This is a genomic window from Lactobacillus sp. B4015 (assembly GCF_026536055.1).
Lineage (GTDB): Bacteria > Bacillota > Bacilli > Lactobacillales > Lactobacillaceae > Lactobacillus > Lactobacillus panisapium.
In genome coordinates this window covers 165,922-183,228 of sequence record NZ_JAFNOY010000006.1, presented here as the reverse complement: position 1 = coordinate 183,228, position 17,307 = coordinate 165,922, and the positions used below count along the sequence as shown (strand labels likewise).

At 36.9% G+C, this 17,307-nt stretch carries 17 protein-coding genes; 2 read left to right on the top strand and 15 right to left on the bottom strand.

Annotation, left to right across the window (positions count from 1 at the left end; translation table 11 throughout):
* Positions 1-11: 11 nt before the first annotated feature.
* From J3U71_RS07825 to J3U71_RS07795, 7 genes are all read right to left on the bottom strand, one after another.
* Positions 12-188 (bottom strand): hypothetical protein, encoded by a 177-nt coding sequence (locus tag J3U71_RS07825; protein WP_220232421.1) that lies wholly within the window; start codon positions 186-188, stop codon positions 12-14.
* 246 nt (positions 189-434) lie between these two features.
* The gene (locus tag J3U71_RS07820; protein WP_267393619.1) at positions 435-2,009 is read right to left on the bottom strand and encodes an ATP-binding cassette domain-containing protein; all 1,575 of its coding nucleotides are present in this window, start codon (positions 2,007-2,009) and stop codon (positions 435-437) included.
* A 461-nt stretch (positions 2,010-2,470) separates the two neighbouring features.
* Positions 2,471-3,010 (bottom strand): 6-phospho-3-hexuloisomerase, encoded by a 540-nt coding sequence (hxlB, locus tag J3U71_RS07815; RefSeq protein ID WP_267393618.1) that lies wholly within the window; start codon positions 3,008-3,010, stop codon positions 2,471-2,473.
* A complete protein-coding gene (locus J3U71_RS07810) occupies positions 3,007-3,477 on the bottom strand; it encodes a PTS sugar transporter subunit IIA (protein WP_267393617.1) in 471 nt (156 codons plus the stop codon). Before J3U71_RS07810 ends, hxlB begins: the two co-directional genes overlap by 4 nt.
* 10 nt (positions 3,478-3,487) lie before the next feature.
* Positions 3,488-3,772 (bottom strand): PTS sugar transporter subunit IIB, encoded by a 285-nt coding sequence (locus tag J3U71_RS07805; protein WP_220220285.1) that lies wholly within the window; start codon positions 3,770-3,772, stop codon positions 3,488-3,490.
* Between the two features lie 32 nt (positions 3,773-3,804).
* Positions 3,805-5,175 carry a PTS galactitol transporter subunit IIC gene (locus J3U71_RS07800; protein WP_267393615.1) on the bottom strand — a complete coding sequence of 457 codons (1,371 nt, stop codon included), beginning with the start codon at positions 5,173-5,175 and terminating at the stop codon, positions 3,805-3,807.
* Positions 5,176-5,180: 5 nt separating this feature from the next.
* The gene (locus J3U71_RS07795) at positions 5,181-5,708 is read right to left on the bottom strand and encodes an RpiB/LacA/LacB family sugar-phosphate isomerase (protein ID WP_220220287.1); all 528 of its coding nucleotides are present in this window, start codon (positions 5,706-5,708) and stop codon (positions 5,181-5,183) included.
* A 228-nt stretch (positions 5,709-5,936) separates the two neighbouring features.
* Here J3U71_RS07795 and J3U71_RS07790 point away from each other — a divergent pair, with 228 nt between their 5' ends.
* A complete protein-coding gene (locus J3U71_RS07790; protein ID WP_220220288.1) occupies positions 5,937-6,692 on the top strand; it encodes a DeoR/GlpR family DNA-binding transcription regulator in 756 nt (251 codons plus the stop codon).
* 93 nt (positions 6,693-6,785) lie between these two features.
* Here the strand turns inward: J3U71_RS07790 and nagA are convergent, their stop codons facing one another.
* Positions 6,786-7,946, bottom strand: coding sequence for an N-acetylglucosamine-6-phosphate deacetylase (gene nagA / locus J3U71_RS07785; protein ID WP_103752507.1), 1,161 nt, complete (start codon positions 7,944-7,946; stop codon positions 6,786-6,788).
* A gap of 154 nt (positions 7,947-8,100) precedes the next feature.
* On the opposite strand from nagA, the gene J3U71_RS07780 reads away from it, so the two are divergent.
* Positions 8,101-11,094, top strand: a complete 2,994-nt coding sequence (locus J3U71_RS07780; RefSeq protein WP_267393611.1) for a TIM-barrel domain-containing protein — start codon at positions 8,101-8,103, stop codon at positions 11,092-11,094.
* A 150-nt stretch (positions 11,095-11,244) separates the two neighbouring features.
* Here the strand turns inward: J3U71_RS07780 and J3U71_RS07775 are convergent, their stop codons facing one another.
* The 7 genes from J3U71_RS07775 to J3U71_RS07745 all read right to left on the bottom strand — a co-directional run bounded on the left by J3U71_RS07775 (position 11,245) and on the right by J3U71_RS07745 (position 17,047).
* Entirely contained in the window at positions 11,245-11,511 is a 267-nt protein-coding gene (locus J3U71_RS07775; protein WP_220234901.1) for a type II toxin-antitoxin system RelB/DinJ family antitoxin, read from the bottom strand.
* Between the two features lie 310 nt (positions 11,512-11,821).
* Positions 11,822-12,070 (bottom strand): hypothetical protein, encoded by a 249-nt coding sequence (locus tag J3U71_RS07770; protein ID WP_220234902.1) that lies wholly within the window; start codon positions 12,068-12,070, stop codon positions 11,822-11,824.
* Between the two features lie 130 nt (positions 12,071-12,200).
* The gene (locus J3U71_RS07765; protein WP_220232437.1) at positions 12,201-12,683 is read right to left on the bottom strand and encodes a PTS sugar transporter subunit IIA; all 483 of its coding nucleotides are present in this window, start codon (positions 12,681-12,683) and stop codon (positions 12,201-12,203) included.
* A 13-nt stretch (positions 12,684-12,696) separates the two neighbouring features.
* Positions 12,697-13,188 carry a hypothetical protein gene (locus J3U71_RS07760; RefSeq protein WP_267393610.1) on the bottom strand — a complete coding sequence of 164 codons (492 nt, stop codon included), beginning with the start codon at positions 13,186-13,188 and terminating at the stop codon, positions 12,697-12,699.
* Entirely contained in the window at positions 13,178-13,969 is a 792-nt protein-coding gene (locus tag J3U71_RS07755) for a MurR/RpiR family transcriptional regulator (RefSeq protein ID WP_220268646.1), read from the bottom strand. The genes J3U71_RS07760 and J3U71_RS07755 overlap by 11 nt, the downstream gene beginning before the upstream one ends.
* 97 nt (positions 13,970-14,066) lie before the next feature.
* The gene (locus J3U71_RS07750; protein ID WP_220268647.1) at positions 14,067-15,686 is read right to left on the bottom strand and encodes an alpha-glucoside-specific PTS transporter subunit IIBC; all 1,620 of its coding nucleotides are present in this window, start codon (positions 15,684-15,686) and stop codon (positions 14,067-14,069) included.
* 17 nt (positions 15,687-15,703) lie between these two features.
* On the bottom strand, positions 15,704-17,047 hold the full coding sequence (locus tag J3U71_RS07745) for a 6-phospho-alpha-glucosidase (protein ID WP_220268648.1): 1,344 nt from the start codon (positions 17,045-17,047) through the stop codon (positions 15,704-15,706).
* Positions 17,048-17,307 lie beyond the last annotated feature (260 nt).

The following is a 17,307-nucleotide window of genomic DNA, read 5'->3' as shown; positions in this document are numbered from 1 at the left end:
AAGGTCTATGCTCATCTGATAAAATCTTTACGATTAATTATCTGTTTCTGTCTTAATTGTAGCGCGCGGTCACGGATTGCTAGCCAAAAGTTGGTATCAACTTGATTAGTCGAGTTGTCAATCATTTTGTTAATCTGATCATAGTCCACATTCTTAATGTCTTCTTCTAATTGCTTTGGACTAACCATTATTTTTACTCCTCTCTTATAGCCTGGACGCTACTAGTTACGACAATTATATCATTTAAAAGTATGTGTTCTATTGTAATGTCTTGTTATACCAATTAACTTAACCATAGAATTGCTTTTTCAGCGTATCTCTTATCTGAGTTGGTTATCAATTTTAATTAAAAACTCTATAATCGTAAACAACTATCTTTAAGTAAATAATCAACATAGTGAGCCCTACCATATTATTCACAAAACAATTAACAGTCATTTTATATCAACTGCTTTAAAAATTTGAGGATCTATCTCCTCATTTCTATGTGATACTACTATGACAGTTTCGACATGGCTAAGTAAATTATTCAAAATATCTTTAGCTGATTTAAGATCAATATTTGAAAAGCTTTCATCTAATAAGATTAGTTTACCTTTAGGATCAAGTATACGCGCTAAGGCAACTCTTTGCTGTTCTCCACCGGATAATGAATCTGGATTCCAGCTATTATCAACTTTGTAGTTGTTCTTAACCTTTTCTAGCAATTTACCACTAATATTACGTCCTAATTTAATATTATAATCTATTGATTGTGGAAATATCGTAACATTCTGTGGTTCATAAACAATAATATTATTAATTACAGTTTGAGGTATCGTTTTAATATCAACCCCATTTAGAAGCACCTTACCTTTTTGAGGCTGTAATTGATTAGTTGCAAGTTTTAAAAGTGTACTTTTTCCACGACCTGATTTCCCATTTAGCTTATAAAAGTTATTTTTATTAAAAGTAAAAGAAAAATCGGTTAGTATCTGATTTTTTGAACCAGGGTAAGAAAAGGAAACATTTTCAAATGACAGGGATACAAACTCCTTGGGGAAGTCCATAGTAGCAAAACTTTGAGTATTACGCATGAGCTTCCTAGAAGGAACTAATTTAGCAAATTTTTCAAACAAACTAGTGGTTGATAATAACTGAGAAAAGTATTGATCAACAATATTAGTAGAATCAAAAACCTTTGTTGCTAATTCTGCAGTAGCCAATATGGCCCCTGCTGTTAACAAACCCTTGAAATGGAGATAGCCCGTAATACCAATAATTATTAATTGACTACCAATATTTATTACTCCAGTAACTATACCTATTATTGACCGCCTAACAGCATTCTTAACATTTGCTTGTTTTAGTAAGTTTGAACCTCTGCTAACTAATTTTTTTAATTCTCCTAAGACATTAAATGCATATAAAGTTTCATATCCGTGTAATCCACTACTTGTAATTTTTAAAAATTGTTCATTCGCTTCTGAAACACCCTTAATTCCATTTGATAAATAATTTTTACAAATCTTGGGGACTATAATCATAATAATCACCAAAACAATAGCAGCAATAAAAAGCCAAATATTATAAGTATATAAAGCAAATAGGGAGAAAATTGCATTCCCAGAAAAACGGATAATCAGAAAAAAGGTATCAATGCCTTCTTTTTGTATCATGTTGGTATCGTTCTGTAAATAAGATTCATAATAATCAACAGGTTTGCTCTTAAATTCAGACTGTGTTAATTCAACAATATTATTGGTAACTTCTGCTCGAATATCAGTTAACATATTTTGGGTTACGGTTTCTTGAACATAACTTTCAAGTAAAGAGATAATAAAGCTTGTAACCCACAAGGCGAAAATAATAAGGAGTGTTTTGCCGAAATATAATAGTTGCTTTCCAATTAAATAGTTAGCAAGTTGCGCCATTTTAGTAGCAGCATACACCTGTAATACTGAATTACATAATAAAAGAAAACATGTTAATAAAACTGCACCAAAATGTTTTTTAAAATATACCCTCATTGCCTTCCCCTCATAAATTTTTTGTAAATTAGTGATTAGGTATTTTTAAAAAATGAACAGTCCTCTAATTTACAGGAATTTTTAAAATCTCCTTTTTAAGTTCAACCTGATTTACTTCACCATAGAATTCAAGGGTGGGCCAACTTCGGCTATACTCTTTTTGGTAAAAATAATAACTGATGTGGCAAGATTCAGACCTAAACTATCAAATAAACCAACTGCTTGCTTTTTATCAGATAGACTTAATTGGAACCTTTTTCTGTATCTAGCTTTACTAATCATCTTATTAAAAATGGATCACCCATCAAACACACAATGTATAGTCATTAGATTACTATCAACAGGGAAGCAATTCAATACTTACTAAAAAGTGATATAAAAATCCTCCAAATTGGGCTACAATTCGGAGGATAATTTTTAACTATTAGGTCAAAATCTTAGAAAGTCTTTTAAATAAATTCTTATTCGATGTCTGCATGATTTTTACGCATTGAAGTTTCATCTATACCAGTAATTTTCATCAATTTAAGCGAAATTGCATCAAATAATAATAATGACATCTGTTCAAATAATGAACCCATTGGTTGCAGAGAAGTAGTTTGTGAAACTTTAGATTGCGCAGCAATCTTAATTACTGTATCTGCTACCTTAGCCAAGGGAGAATGTACATCAGTAGTAATTATTACTACCTTAACGCCATTACTAACAGCAACTTTAGCTTGCGCTAACAATTGCATTGAGCATCCCGAAGCTGAATTAATTATTAACAAATCGCCCGGTTGAGTGTGGGGCTCACTAATCTCACCAACCACACTAATAGTGAAGCCTAATTGCATCAACCGATTAGCAAACGCTCGAATCATTAATCCTGAGCGGCCCGCACCAGAAAGATAAATGCGCTTAGCATTACGGATTAACCGGATCAATTCACTAACTTCTTTACTAGCTAAAGGATCCGGAACATGTGCTAACTCATCTAAAATTACTACTAACTCACTCAATTTGTCATTTCCTTTCCTGTCAATTTATCCGTTAAATTAGCAGCTAAATCAACCAATGGCAGATTAGTCAAATCGTGGATAAATTCTTCTGATTGGAATAACTTCATTAAATTGCGAAGCATTGTCAAATGCTGCTCACCTTTAGCCAAGGCCAGGTTAAACAAAAACTTACATTCAACCTGCTTTTTAGCATCTTCCATTAGTCCGAAACTTACAGGCTGAATTAAGCGAACAAAGCTAATACTACTTTTTTTAACTAAATTTGAATCACCATGTGGAATCGCAATGCCTGTCCCATCAGCTAGCCTGAGGCCAGTGGGAAATTGCTTTTCACGATCAATACAAGCTTGTGAAAAAGCTGGGGTAATTGCATCTTTTTTCAGCATTGCCTGACCAGCAAATTTGATTGCTTCCTGATAAGTTAAAATATCTGGGGTTCCTTCATTTACAAAAATCTCAATGTTCATTGCATGCCCTTTATTTAGTTAATTCATCTTTAATTTGCTCTAAAACTTCGTCTTCATTTATCCCAGTTAACAATGCTGAGCCAACAATTACTGGCGTTTTTACGCCTGGACGATCAAGCTTGGTTGAAGAAACGATTAAATCCTTACTATTAAAAGTATCATCTGTACAGTCCATGAGTGAAGCTTTATCAAGTTCTGCCTGCACTCCCTGTTCATCTAAATAATCTTTTAATCCGGCCAACATAATTGATGATGAGGCAATACCATTACCACACACTACTAAAACTTTTTTCATTTTTATTCCTCTTTTCGTTATCTTATTACCTATTAATTAGCGGTAGAATTATCAATTTCAATTTGTTTTCGTTCCCGCTTTTTTAGCCAGTAACCGAATAAAATTACGATGGCTGCAACTGCTAAATAACCAAAAATTCCTACGTGTGAAACTGCAGCAAATAATCCAGTTAAAGGATTTGCCGATGGGTTTAATGACGAATACATTACGCCCTTTTTTGCACCAGCACCAAATTGCTGAAATACCTGGTTTGTAGCTGGTGTCATCCAGGAAGCAATATATAATCCTCCACCAAACAAGAATACAGAAGCAAGCCAAGTTCTAATAATATTGCCTTTAAAGACTGGAACCATTGCGGCAATAAAGAAAACAAATTGGGATAAATCACCCATTGGCATAACTTTGTTACCTGGAAGAATAACTGCTAAAATCACAATAATTGGAATCAGTAATAAAGCAGGTGCAATTACCGCTGGATTACCAATAATTAAAGCAGTATCCATTCCGACAGTGATTTCACGATCTGGAAAACGTTTGACCATTTTTTTACGAACAGCATTGGATAAAGGAACTAATCCTTCCATCATAATCGAAGTCATCTTCGGCAGTAATAGCATTACAGCTGCTAAGTACATCCCTAATTGCAGGCTGCTAATAATTGCATGGTATGGATCGCTCCAACTATAACCAACTAGTCCCAAGCAAACCCCAATCAGAAAACCAACCATTGTCGGATCACCGAAAATACCAAATTTTTTCTGTATACTCTCAGCCGTAGCATTCCAGTGACGGACACCAGGAATGTGATCAAAAAGCCAGTTAAACGGGTACGCAAAGAATAAATAAGTATTAGCAACAGGGTGCGAAATTGAGACCCCTTTTGGCAAATTGTAAAATTCATTATTGTTTTTGGCACCCAAATCGGCTCCAATTAAGGCAATCATGTGAAAGATTGCTGCAGTCAATACACCATAGAGAAAATTGCCTGAATAGGCATAGACAATTGCACCCATTGATGCGTTTTGGTGTAAGTTGAAAACATCCACATTAACACAATCTGTTAGTCGCAAAACTAGCATAATTATATTAGTGGCAACACAAAGTGGAATGATAATGGCACCCATACTAGAGCCAAATCCCATTACTGCTGTTGCGGCACCACCAACATCAATTGCAGATAGCGAGGAGCCCGTCTTAGCTGATAAGCCCTTGATTGCTGGTTGCATCTTTTCGAGCATGAATGTTACTACCATGCTCAAAGCGATAAAACCAATCCCAACTTTCATTGCTGATTGGGTCGATTCTGCCCAAGACCGCCCAAGCAGTTTCATTAATAGTAAGAAAATTACGGGAATAAAAATAAAATTCCCAATATCATTAATAAACTGAGTAATAATCGCCATCAGAATCAAGCCTCACAATCGTCTTCAAAACCCATATTCCATGCTACAAAATCCGGTTTAGACAATAGCCGATTATCATCAGCTTTCGCTTCCAATAGGTTCTTTTTTGAATTTTCACGAGCAGTTCTAAAATCAAACGGCTCATCCAAAAAAGCATCCAGAATCATTTCATGGTAGGGTAAACCATTAACTCTCATCCCTAAGCCAATAATTTGAACGTTGTTACTAAGCCGCGCCCGTTTAGCTGAATACGGGTTAGTTACGGCAGTTGCTCTAATTCCCCAATGCTTATTGGCTTGCATTGTAAATCCAATACCTGTCCCGCAAATATAAATTCCTAAGCGACATTGATCTCGCTGAATTACTTCAGCCATTTCATCTGCTAATTTAGCATAAGTGTTTTTGCCATCTTGAGGTACTTTAACAGGATCAAAAACTATTTCATATCCCTTAGTATTCACTAAGTAATCCTTCAGTTCCTCTTTTCGGGTAAACCCAATATCATCACAAGCAATTGCAATTTTCTTTTTCATCTAATCATCCTTTCACAAAGCCAACTAAATAATCCGCTTTCATTGATTAAAACCAATTATAAACTTTGTTTTTATTGTTTTCAATTGCTTTTTTATTGTTTTTTAGCCAAAAAACCAATTTTAAAATTGGTAATAGTTTGTAGTTATGGCTTAAACTACTTTTTAATTATTAGTGAACAGCTTTTTAGTGGTATCATAATTACATGTTTAATAAATCGAGGTAAAATCATGAAGTTAATGGCCGATCGCCGCAATAATATCTTGGAAGAAGTCTTAAAAAAAGGGACTGTTTCCGTCCATGACTTAGCGCAAAAATTTGGCGTTTCTTATGAGACAATTCGGAAGGATTTAACTTATTTAGAAAGCCAAAAGCTGATCATCAAAGGTCATGGTGGAGCAACTTCAATTCAAAATAACGTTGAAAACCCCTTTAATGTTCGTTCAGAAGAAAATATCGAGTTAAAACAACAATTGGCACAATCTGCTATGTCCTTAATTCCAAATGGAGCAACTGTTATGCTAGGAACAGGCAGTACAGTACTGGAACTAGCTAAACTGCTAATTATGCGTGATGATTTAAAAATATTCACCAACTCTTTGCCTGTTGCCACTTATCTATTAAGTTCAAACAGTGAGTGTTATTTACTTGGTGGTAAATTGCGCTCAAAGAGTTCCTCTGTTTACGGCGGTTGGACAGAGAGTCTGCTTAAGCAAATTCAAGTTAGCATTTGCTTTTTAGGATCTGATGGTTTTTATAATTTTGCGGGCCCAACCAGTCCATCATATTCAGATGCTTCAATTGATGCCGTGATCTTGCAGCAAGCACGGAAAAAATATATCTTAGCCGATAAGACTAAGTTCAAACGTACTAGTCTCTATCAAATTACCCAGTGGAGTAATATCACCGGCTTAGTTACCAATAAAAATGCCGAAGAAGATCTGTTAGCTAAAGTTAAACAGCAAACGGTAGTAATCACAGCCTAACGATTACACTGTTTAAATTAATTTGAACACCAAAAAACCCCTAATTAGCACTTCTAATTAGGGGTTTACTTTTAATTATTTAAATGAATTAAATTACTTTTTTGCCTGATAACGTGACTTACCGTTCAAGTAAGTTTCGCTCAATGTCATATCAGGGTTCAAGACAATAAAGTCAGCAGGCTTATCAGGAGCAATTGAACCACATTTATCTAAGATATTTGCGCTTTTAGCTGGTACATATGACGCCATCATAATTGCTTCTTCTGGGGTGGCGGCATTCCAGTCAACTACATTCTTAATAGCGACATTTAACTGCAAGATACTACCAGCAAGGTTATCGCCGTCCTTAAGACGGGCCATACCATCTTTGACGTAAACTGGCAATTCACCAAGCATATAGTCACCATCTGGCATCATTCCAGCTTCCATACAGTCAGTGATTAAACAAATATGTTCTGCACCCTTAATCTTAATTAATGACCGAACCAATTCTTTTTTCACGTGGTGCCCATCACAAATCAATTCATCAGTAACATTATGCAAGTCCATTGCTGCATTTGAAATTGATGAGTCATGGTGTGACGGATCAGGCATGCCATTGAAAGTGTGCGTAAACATGGTTGCACCTGCTTCAACGCCAGCTTTAGCTTGTGCGTAAGTTGCACTTGAATGGCCCAAGGAAACGACAACGCCCTCTTTAACAACAGTGCGAATGAATTCCTTCGCACCCTTTCTTTCAGGTGCAAGGGAAATTTTGTTAAGTAAACCTTCTGATTGATCACGCCAATCATTAAATTGCTTAATACTTGGATCTAGCAAGTACTTCGGGTTCTCAGCACCAGCATGTTCTGCAGTAAAGTATGGACCTTCAAAGTGCAGTCCCTGAATCTTAGCACCAGTTTCTTCACCCTTACGGGCACCGAACATTTGACAAATTCTAGTTAAAGTATTTTCGTCCGCAGTATAAGTAGTAGGCAACCAGCTAGTAACGCCTGAGCGCAAGAAGCCTTCAGACAAACGGTTAATACCATCCCATTCGCTTACCATTACATCTTCTTTTAAAGAACCGTGAACATGCGTATCAACCAATCCGGGTGCAATCCATTTACCAGGATAATCAACAATCTTACCTGTTGGGGTTTCGTTTTCAGGGTAGTAAAAACCAAACTTACCATCATCTTGAACTTCAAGGTAACCGCCATCTTCAGTTACATTTTCAAGAAAAAACTTGTCAGCATGAATATAATACGTCATAATTTTTGCCTTTCACTTAAAAACTCGAACTTTGTCTTTATAAGTCCATTTTAGCTTAATGCACTGGTCATTACCAGTTGAATTACAAATAGTACGGAAAGTTTTGTTTTTTTAGTTATAATAGGTATAGGTAGACTATATAGGAAGCAAAATCATGATACAAGACACGCAAATAAATAGACATCAATTAGGGGCATTGACCGGTGCAAGTAAGTGCGATAACTATTATGAGTTGCACTTTGCAACTGGTGAAGTGGCGCACTTCTACATTTTGGCCGATGGAATTTTTCGTCTAATCCTTGATCCCGAACAAAATTTCACTGAACAGCCAGCTTCATTTATTCAGCTAGCTAAATTTGATAACAATGCTTTTGAGCGTTCACAGGTACGGGCAACTAACGACTCATTAATTATTCACTCGGGTAATTACCAAGTTATTTTTTGGCAAAAGCCGGCTATTATGAGTATCTTCGATGAAACTTTGCACCGAACGAGAATGTCGCAATCTAGCCCATTAGAGCTTGGTGCTGAGCAAACTAGCGAATTTTTAGTCCAAAATAAAAACGAATTTTACTTTGGTGGCGGTTTACAAAACGGCTATTTTAGTCACAAGGGCCGGAAAATTCAAATTAAGCATGACCAGATCACAGGCGACGGCGGGGTTGTCACGCAAGTACCATTCTTCTGGTCCAACGCAGGCTATGGTGAATTACGTAATACTGTTCAAAGTGGTACATATGATTTTGGGCAGAAAAATCACAGCGTCACTACGTTGACACACCAAGATCAACTTTTTGACAATTTTTACCTGGTGGGCAACACCCCGCAGGAACTTCTTGCTAAATTTTATCAGCTAACTGGAAAACCTGTCCTATTGCCTAAATATATGCTTGGCTTAGGACATCTAGGTAATTTTTGTACCACTCTTTGGCAGCCTAGTGCAGCATCAGTTCGCAACGCAACAAAAATTAACAATAATTTTTATCTGCGGACGCGCGATGAAAATTCTGCCTCGGGAAAAGCATCACTTAACGGTGAAGAAAATTATCACTTTTCAGCAAGGGCAATGATTGACCGTTATAAAGCCATGCACATCCCATTAAGCTGGTTTGTACCCAATTACGGCGTTCGAGCAACTAATGAGCAAGCTCTCGCCTTTTTTAACGACTATGCGTTAAATCAAGGCGTTCATCCCGGCTTATGGCATGAAGAAGACGCAACTTTACCAGCAAAAACTGCCTTTACTTACAGTAATAACCCCAACTTAACTGCTTCGGATACTGAGAAACTGAAAACAGAGCTGCAACGTAAGCGGCCACTGGTCTTAAGTAACTCCGGCTTTGCCGGTATGCAAAAAGACGCCGCCATAATCTATGGTGATGTTGGGGGTAATTGGGAGAGTATCGCCACTCAAGTTGCCGGTTTAGTAGGCTCTAATTTGTCAGGACAGCCACTTGCTGGAGCGGCAGTTGACGGCCTTTTAGGCGGTGGCAATGCGCAAATTAATGTTCGCGACTTCGAATGGAAAGCATTCACACCCCTTCTTTTCAACATTGATGACCAAGGAGATTTTAGCAAGACACCGTTTGCTTATAATCGTAAAATTACGGAAATTAACCGCGCCTATTTACAGTTGCACAGCCGTCTTAAAAATTATTTATACACTCTTAATGCACAGGCACGCGAAGGCAATCTTATCTTGCAGCCACTATTTATTGCTTTTCCAGATGAACGGACTAATTACACCGAACAATTCGGTACCGAGTTTATGCTAGGTAACAATTTGCTAATTGCACCTATTACTAACGGCCGCGAAGATGAAGAAGGCAATTCCCGCAAGGACAATTTATACCTGCCGGGTAAGCACACGATGTGGATTGATCTTTTTACCGGCGAAAAATATGCTGGTGGTCGTGTTTACAATAACTTAACCTACCCAACCTGGCATTTGCCAGTCTTTGTCCGTGGTGGCAGTATCTTTGATTTTGGCAAGCGTGACTATGTCATTTATCCGCAAGGAAACAGCCAGGCAGAAATATACGACGATGATGGCTTAACCGATTTTGAACATAACTATTGCAAGACTCAGGTTGCCAGCAAGCTTGATGAGGAAAAGCTGACAGTTACTATTAATCCGGTTAAAGGCGAATACCCTGATCTGGAAGCAGAGCAAGGAACCAATTTAACTTTATTATGCGATTTTTATCCTGATAATGTTATTGTTAAAATAAATGACCAAATTGTTCCACTCCAGGTCTACGGCTCGCTTGATGCCTTTAACCTAGCGCACGAAGGGATTTTTTATAATACTAACTATTCCTTAGCTGAATTTGATCAATATCATGACCAAAAGCAAAAGGCCCTCCAAATTAAGCTTGCTAGCCGTGAAATTGCGACTACCAAAATTGAAGTGACGGTGCGTAACTTTACTTACAGCAGCAAAGTCATGGTTCATTCAATTACCAGTGGGATTATTCCCTCACCGAAACTTCCTTCAGTTGATTCCAGCAAAATCACAGCTCATTCATTTGAACTCGCTTGGTCGCAAGCTGACGAAGTTCAAGTTGAAATTAACAATATCCTGTACGAAGGAATTAAGGGTAATAGTTTTACGTTCCATGAACTGACGCCTAATACCCGCTATATCATCCGAATGCGCTATGTTGTGGGCAATCGCGTATCAGAATGGTCTGATTTTTTCGGCGTAATTACTAAGCACGCAGCCGAGGACTATGCAATTCAGGAGATTACCGTTTCCAGCAACTGCGATAGCAAGCCGCACCATCCACTCGCATACTTGACCGACCTCAAGATGGCCAGTGAATGGCAAACTGAGCAGAGTATTGCGCCTGATAAGCCTCTGGAATTAACTTTTACCTTTAATGATATTGAAAAGTTAAGTCGGATGACCTTTGTTCCCCGTAACATTGATCACGAAGGCGACCCCATCGATATCAGTGTTTCTGTTTCAACTGATGGTGAAAATTACAACTTGTATGCCGAGCACCTAAAGTGGCGAGCCGACAGTAAAAATAAAGTAGTTGGCTTACGCGATGTGCGGGCAAAGGCCGTTCGTCTCACCATTTATCAAAGCTCAGGACCTTTGGTTGCTGCGCGTGAAATCATTTTTTTCAGAGCTAAACGATAACTAAATAGCGGTAAAACAAAAAGAAGAGTCTGAGTAGAAACTAGCTCTTTGAATAAAGAAACAGGCAAAACACTTTTTTCAGTATTTTGCCTGTTTTTTAAATACTTTAGTATATTTGATTGTTTTCATCATTTATCTCGCAAGCTTCAACTATTCATCCGAGTTGAGCATTTCTTCTAATTCTTCAAAACTATGAGCCTCTGGCAGCTTCTTTTTTCCAGCTAAATCGTCGGTCACTTCTTGTAAAGAGTCGCTTAGCTCTTGGTTAGGAAAAGAATAGTATTTAGGTAACCCATTGTTAGCTACAGTAGTTACTATCATTCGAACAAATTCAGAAATAGTCAAACCATGATTAGCAAGTACTGCTTTTGCCTTATTTTTAGTTGCTGAATCAATTCTAGCTTCAATTCTATCCATATTTACCACCTCATTGTCATTGTACGCCAAAAGTCGTACAAAAGCCATTATATAGTTTTAATCAATGATATTAAGAAGCGCCACTTTTTTAATTTAGCAGTTCTAGAGAACTAATTTCTACTTATGAGATACTTAGTCATTCAACATATTTATTACAAAAAAACTCACATGGATCAAGGTAGAAGAATTAAAAGCTGTAATCAAGAAAAAGCAGAAAAAACACTAAAAAATGTTTTTTCCGCTTTATTTTAGTTTAAAGAGCTAGTTTCTTGCCAAACTCTTCTTTTTTGTCTCTAAAAACTTAGTAAGCTTAAAACCAGGTAGTCGAAGATAAAGCAATATCTTCATTTTTATCTGGCTGATTTAACTTAGTAAGCAAGTCAATGCCCTCCTTAGATAGCGTCATGCTTCGAGCAAGCTCACTTAATTTGATTAATAGCCTGCTTCGTACCTGATACTCATTTTCATGTTGCTTTAATTGCGAAATTGCGGCAGTAATTAAAGCTTGTTCATTTTTCTTGGGTAAGTTCTGCTTTTCTAATAACTTCAGTAAATCCATTTTTACTACCATCTTTTCGATACCTAATAACATAGTATTTTAGGACTAGTTCGCCCTAATCATAGCAGTTTTAGCTTTAATATATAACTAAAATTCTATCATGATTTTAAGCTGATGATTCATTAAAAAATCAACTCTTGAACTTAATCGTTTGAATTTCTTGTCCGTGTTCAACTTCACCAGGTGAAATTGGTGAAACAGAATCAATAATATCCATATTAGTATAAACAATAATCACCGTATCATCATAATTTGCTCCAGTAATTGCCGCTGTGTCCATCTCAGCCAGCGGAGCACCTTGTTTAACTGAATCACCCTCTTGGACAAAGACATTAAAAGGTTCTCCCTTTAATTCAACCGTATCAATCCCCAAATGAACCAATATTTCCAAATTATTTTTTGCCGTGATTCCGATAGCATGCTTGGTGGGAAAAACGGTAGTAATTTTACCTGCAATTGGAGCATAAATTTTCCCATCTGTTGGCTTAATCGCAAAACCGTCTCCTAACATTTTAGTCGAAAACACTTCATCTTTGACTTCTGTGAGTGGCAACAATTCGCCGTCTGCCGCCGCACTTACCGTAAAATCTTTCTTTTTAAATAAATTAAACATTTGTTATCACCTTTTACTTCTTACTACTTAACCAAATGGTCAAAATTAAACACAAGCCAAATATAAGCAGAAAAATTACTGAAGCTCCCCGAATCAGTTTATTATTACTCTGCTCTTTCTGGTTTATACCATTTGTGCGAACAAGTCCACCCATAGCCAATAATACGCAAATAAAATTACCCGCCATGACTTGACCAATTGCCTGGCACAGCATAAAAAAGCGGTAAGTAGGTAAATCGGTTAAAATTTTTTCCTTATTTAGCCACAAATAATAGCCAAAGATAAAGTTGATAATCATCATAATCATGTCAACTGCAATTATCGGAGTTGCCGTTAAGATCACGGCTAAACTTTGTGCAGTTAAACTGGCTTCGTAAGCAACAAAGCCGGCAAAAAATAGCGGTATGATAATTAAAGCAGCAATATAAGTGTTTAAAATTTTGCCGGTATCTAAATGGGCTCTATCTAAAAGTCTAATAACAAAATTGTTCGTTTTACTTATCATTTTGTTCACTTTTTTCTTTCCGCCAAATATCAAACTTATTTACCAAAAAATCAACTAATGAATAAGCCATAATAAATGAGGCATTTTTGGTAGTAGTAAATTTAATTGTAGGATAGTAAAAATTATAATCAGAAAGCGAAGCAAGTTCGTTTTGCTTTAAGTCCGTGAAAGAAACGTAACGTAACTTATTATTAACTAATTCAAACTTCGTTAGTTCGTCATTAATTTCTTTATTATCGCCTGTGTATGAAATAATAAACAGCATATCCCCTTTTTGCGCAATTTTACCCACCATTTCCAACTCGCTAATCGCGGCAGGCAGTACAATCGAAGAAATACCAAAAAGTAACAATTCATGCGATAAATAATTGGATAACATTTGCTGAATCCAGCCTGTTGAATAAATATAAACGTTACTAGCATTGCTTAGCTCAGTATAAAATCTGGCCAAGTCAAGCGAGTCAAAATATTTACGTAAATTCTCAGTTTCTTTTTCCAGATCTGCTCCAAAGTTATTGGCAAAGTTCATTTTATTGTTATTCTGCTCATTTTCTAAGCAAACCTCATTTAAATAAAATTTTAATTCGGTATAGCCACTTAAACCAAGATGCTTACACAAACGAAAAATTGCCGATCTCGAAACATACAATTTTTCTGCTAATTCGGAAAGACTCAATTTCTTACACAATTTAGCATTGTCTAGAACAAATTGAATGATCCGTATTTCAGAATCATTCAACTTGCTACTATTTTGATAAATTAGGGATTTTAATTTTGACATTAATACGCTCCATATAAAATAGTTACTAATTCATTATACTTAACTTTTAATTATAACTTTTAATTATAAAAGCGCTTTAAAGTCATTGAGCTTTGTTCTAATTAAGATCGTTTTTTATTAATTCTTGCATAGCTTCAAGAACTTGAGCAACATCTAGCCCCACAATAACCTGGATGGCTTTGCCATGATGCACAACGTTAATTGCTTTAGCTTCTTTAAACTGGGCATCCGAGCCCATTTTAGCGGGATCCTTGACAGATACTCGCAAGCGGGTCGCACATGAACTTAATTCAGTAATGTTTGTGGAACCACCTAGCAAGTCGAGAAAGGCCGTAGCCCTAGTAATGTAGGGATCACTTTCCGCCGAGCTACCTGAAGTTTGAGCCTGCTGCTTGGCCTTTTTGGCTTGATATTCTTTCTTATTTAACAAATGAACATCTTCGCTGTCTGCTTCTCGGCCGGGAGTCGCATAATCAAATTTTTCGATCATAAACTTAAAGATAAAGAAGGTAATTGCCGCAAAAATCAAGCCAATTGCAAATTGAACTAAATAGGTCTGCCAGTGGTTTGCCCACAAAGGAATCCAGTTTTCAGCTGCCATATCGATACTTCCAAAAATAAAGTTACCAACTACACCAAAACAAAACATTACAGTATTCATAGTAGCAGCTAAAACAGAATAAATGATCCATAAAACAGGAGCTGCAAATAAGTAAGTAAAGTCGATTGGCTCTGTAATGCCAGCAAAAAAGGAAGTTAACGCAGCCGGAATCAATAAGGCTGAAGTCTGTTTTTTCTTGTCCTTTTTAGCAGTAACATAAAAGGCTAGACAAATTACTGGAGCCAAGAAAATTTTTTCGTTGCCCCATAATTGAAAGCCCATTGCCGGGGCTAATTGCTTTAAAGGCTTTGTACTTAAGGCAAACTGGGTTAGATGCTTTAACCACCAAGGCTGCAAACCTCCAGCTACTACTGCTGGACCATATTGAAATGGAATATAAACCAAGTGATGCAAACCCGTAGGAATTAAGACTCGATTCAAAAAATTATAAATCCAAACGCCAATTACGCCACTATTAAGGATAAAATGTTGCATTCCACTAATTCCCAGCTGAACTTTTGGCCAGCCCCAGCAAGTGATGAAGGCAAGAGGAATCATGACAAAAAAGCCAAGAATATAAACATATGTTGAACCCTGAAAGGTTCCTAGCCATTCAGGCAGCTTTTTGTCAAAATAATGGTTATGTAACCAAATTACTATTCCTGCAACTACCAATGCGCCAATCATACTGGTATCAAGTGTCTTAATACCAGCTATTTCCGTCAAGCCATGGTTGGTTGAGTTTTCTATTAGTTGAATTTTAGTAAAGTTAGGTATACCGAAGCTTGCACCCCAATGTGTTAAAATTGCACCAATAAAATAATTATATGTCATATAAGTAATTAATGACTCCATTGCGGCCCTTCCCTTAGCCTTATTAGCTAGGCCAATTGGTAAACCGACCACAAAAAGCAATGCTTCCTGTTTAAAAACCGTCCAGCCACCGGCTGTAACTGTATCCCAGATAGAGTTCCAAGTCGTACCTTGATTGGCAAGCGAACCAAAAACAGCTTGATTAGTAAACAGACTACCAATTGCTACTACAATTCCCGCAAACGAGAACAAAAGTACAGGTACGAACATTGCCGCTCCAAACTTTTGGAATTTCTGCATCATAAGCAATCAGCTCCTAACTAGTTAAGTTCTGGCCAGTATGGCTTATTTACTAGAATCATATCGTCAAGAATCTTTTTGGCAACCAGAGCATCTGGAACAGTTTTATTAAGTGCAAACGCCTGCCACATTTTGGTATAAGAATGGTGTTCATATGCATCAACCACAAGTTTCTCACAAGTTTGTTGTTCTATTATCATCGCACGTTCAAATTCGCCGGATCTGCCAGTTGCCATTGGCTGAACACCGTCAGCACCAAACCAGCACGGTACTTCAACCACCGAATCAGGATCAATATTAGCAATTGCCCCATTATTAGGAATGTTAGCAAAGAATTTTTCGTGCGTATTATAGGCAATTGCATGACAAATATCGACAATATAATTTGAATGTTCCACGTTTGCTTCCCAGATATTACCTTTTGCGGTTCCTGCGTCCACAATGCGCGCACATTCATCAAAGACAATCTTTTGTCGATATTCCCGGATCTCATCGGTTCTAGTGTGTTGTGGGTCAGCATTTGCGACTTCATATTGCGGATAATAATAATATTGCAAGTAAGTATTAGGCAAAGTCTCTGGATCTAGTACATAACAATCCTTAGCTTTCTTAAATGTTTCCGCCCAGCTTTTTTCGGTTTCCTGATCAAATTTGCCTCCAATCCAGTAACCATTTTGAGCAATATAATCTTTAAGTTGTGGCATTAAATCCTTACCAGTTTTTTTGTCACGAACTTCCTTCCACCAGCCAAAGTGGTTAAGGCCATAATAATTAACATCCAGGTCATGGTAATCATTTAAGCCACAAATCTGAGCCATTCTAGTCATGATTTCAACCGGCATGTCACAAATATTGATTACTTTTGCATGCGGCCGCAAGCGTCGGCATGCTTCTGCAACAATGGCAATGGTATTAGAATAATTAATCATCCAAGCATTTGGTGAATATTTCTCCATCCAGTCGATAATTTCGATAATGGCTGGAATTGAGCGCAGGCCATAAGCCATCCCGCCGGGTCCGGTAGTTTCTTGCCCATTAACCCCATATCTTAAAGGAATTTTTTCATCATAACTGCGCATTTTATATTTGCCGACCCGAATTGATCCCATTACGAAATCAACATCAGTAAATGCTTCTTTAGGATCAGTGGTATACGAAAATTCTATTTGGGGTGCACGTTCTTTTATGATAATTGCGCAGGCATCACCAATTTTCTTTTGTCTTTCTTCATCGTTATCATAAAATTTCAGCTTTCTGAGTGGAAAACGATCCTCATTAGCAATTAAGCTTAAGACAAAGCCGGGTGTAAAAGTGCTACCCCCACCGGCAATTACGACAGAATAACGTTTATCAGTTGCAGACATTGTTTTCTCCTTTTTTAATCAAATTGCCCAATTTGAGCTGTCTTCATAAGCTAGCTTATTTATATTTATATCAGATTTTGCTCATTTTGTATCCGCTTTCTGAAAAAGCGAATAAGTATTTCATAACTTGAAATAAGCGTTTCGCGCGCTGAAATATATTTCAAAAAGAATTATCCCAAGATCTAGTTGTACTAAAAAAGCACTGTAGTTACTCACCTACAGTGCTTTTAAAATGATTTTTAAAGTTAAAAATGACTAAA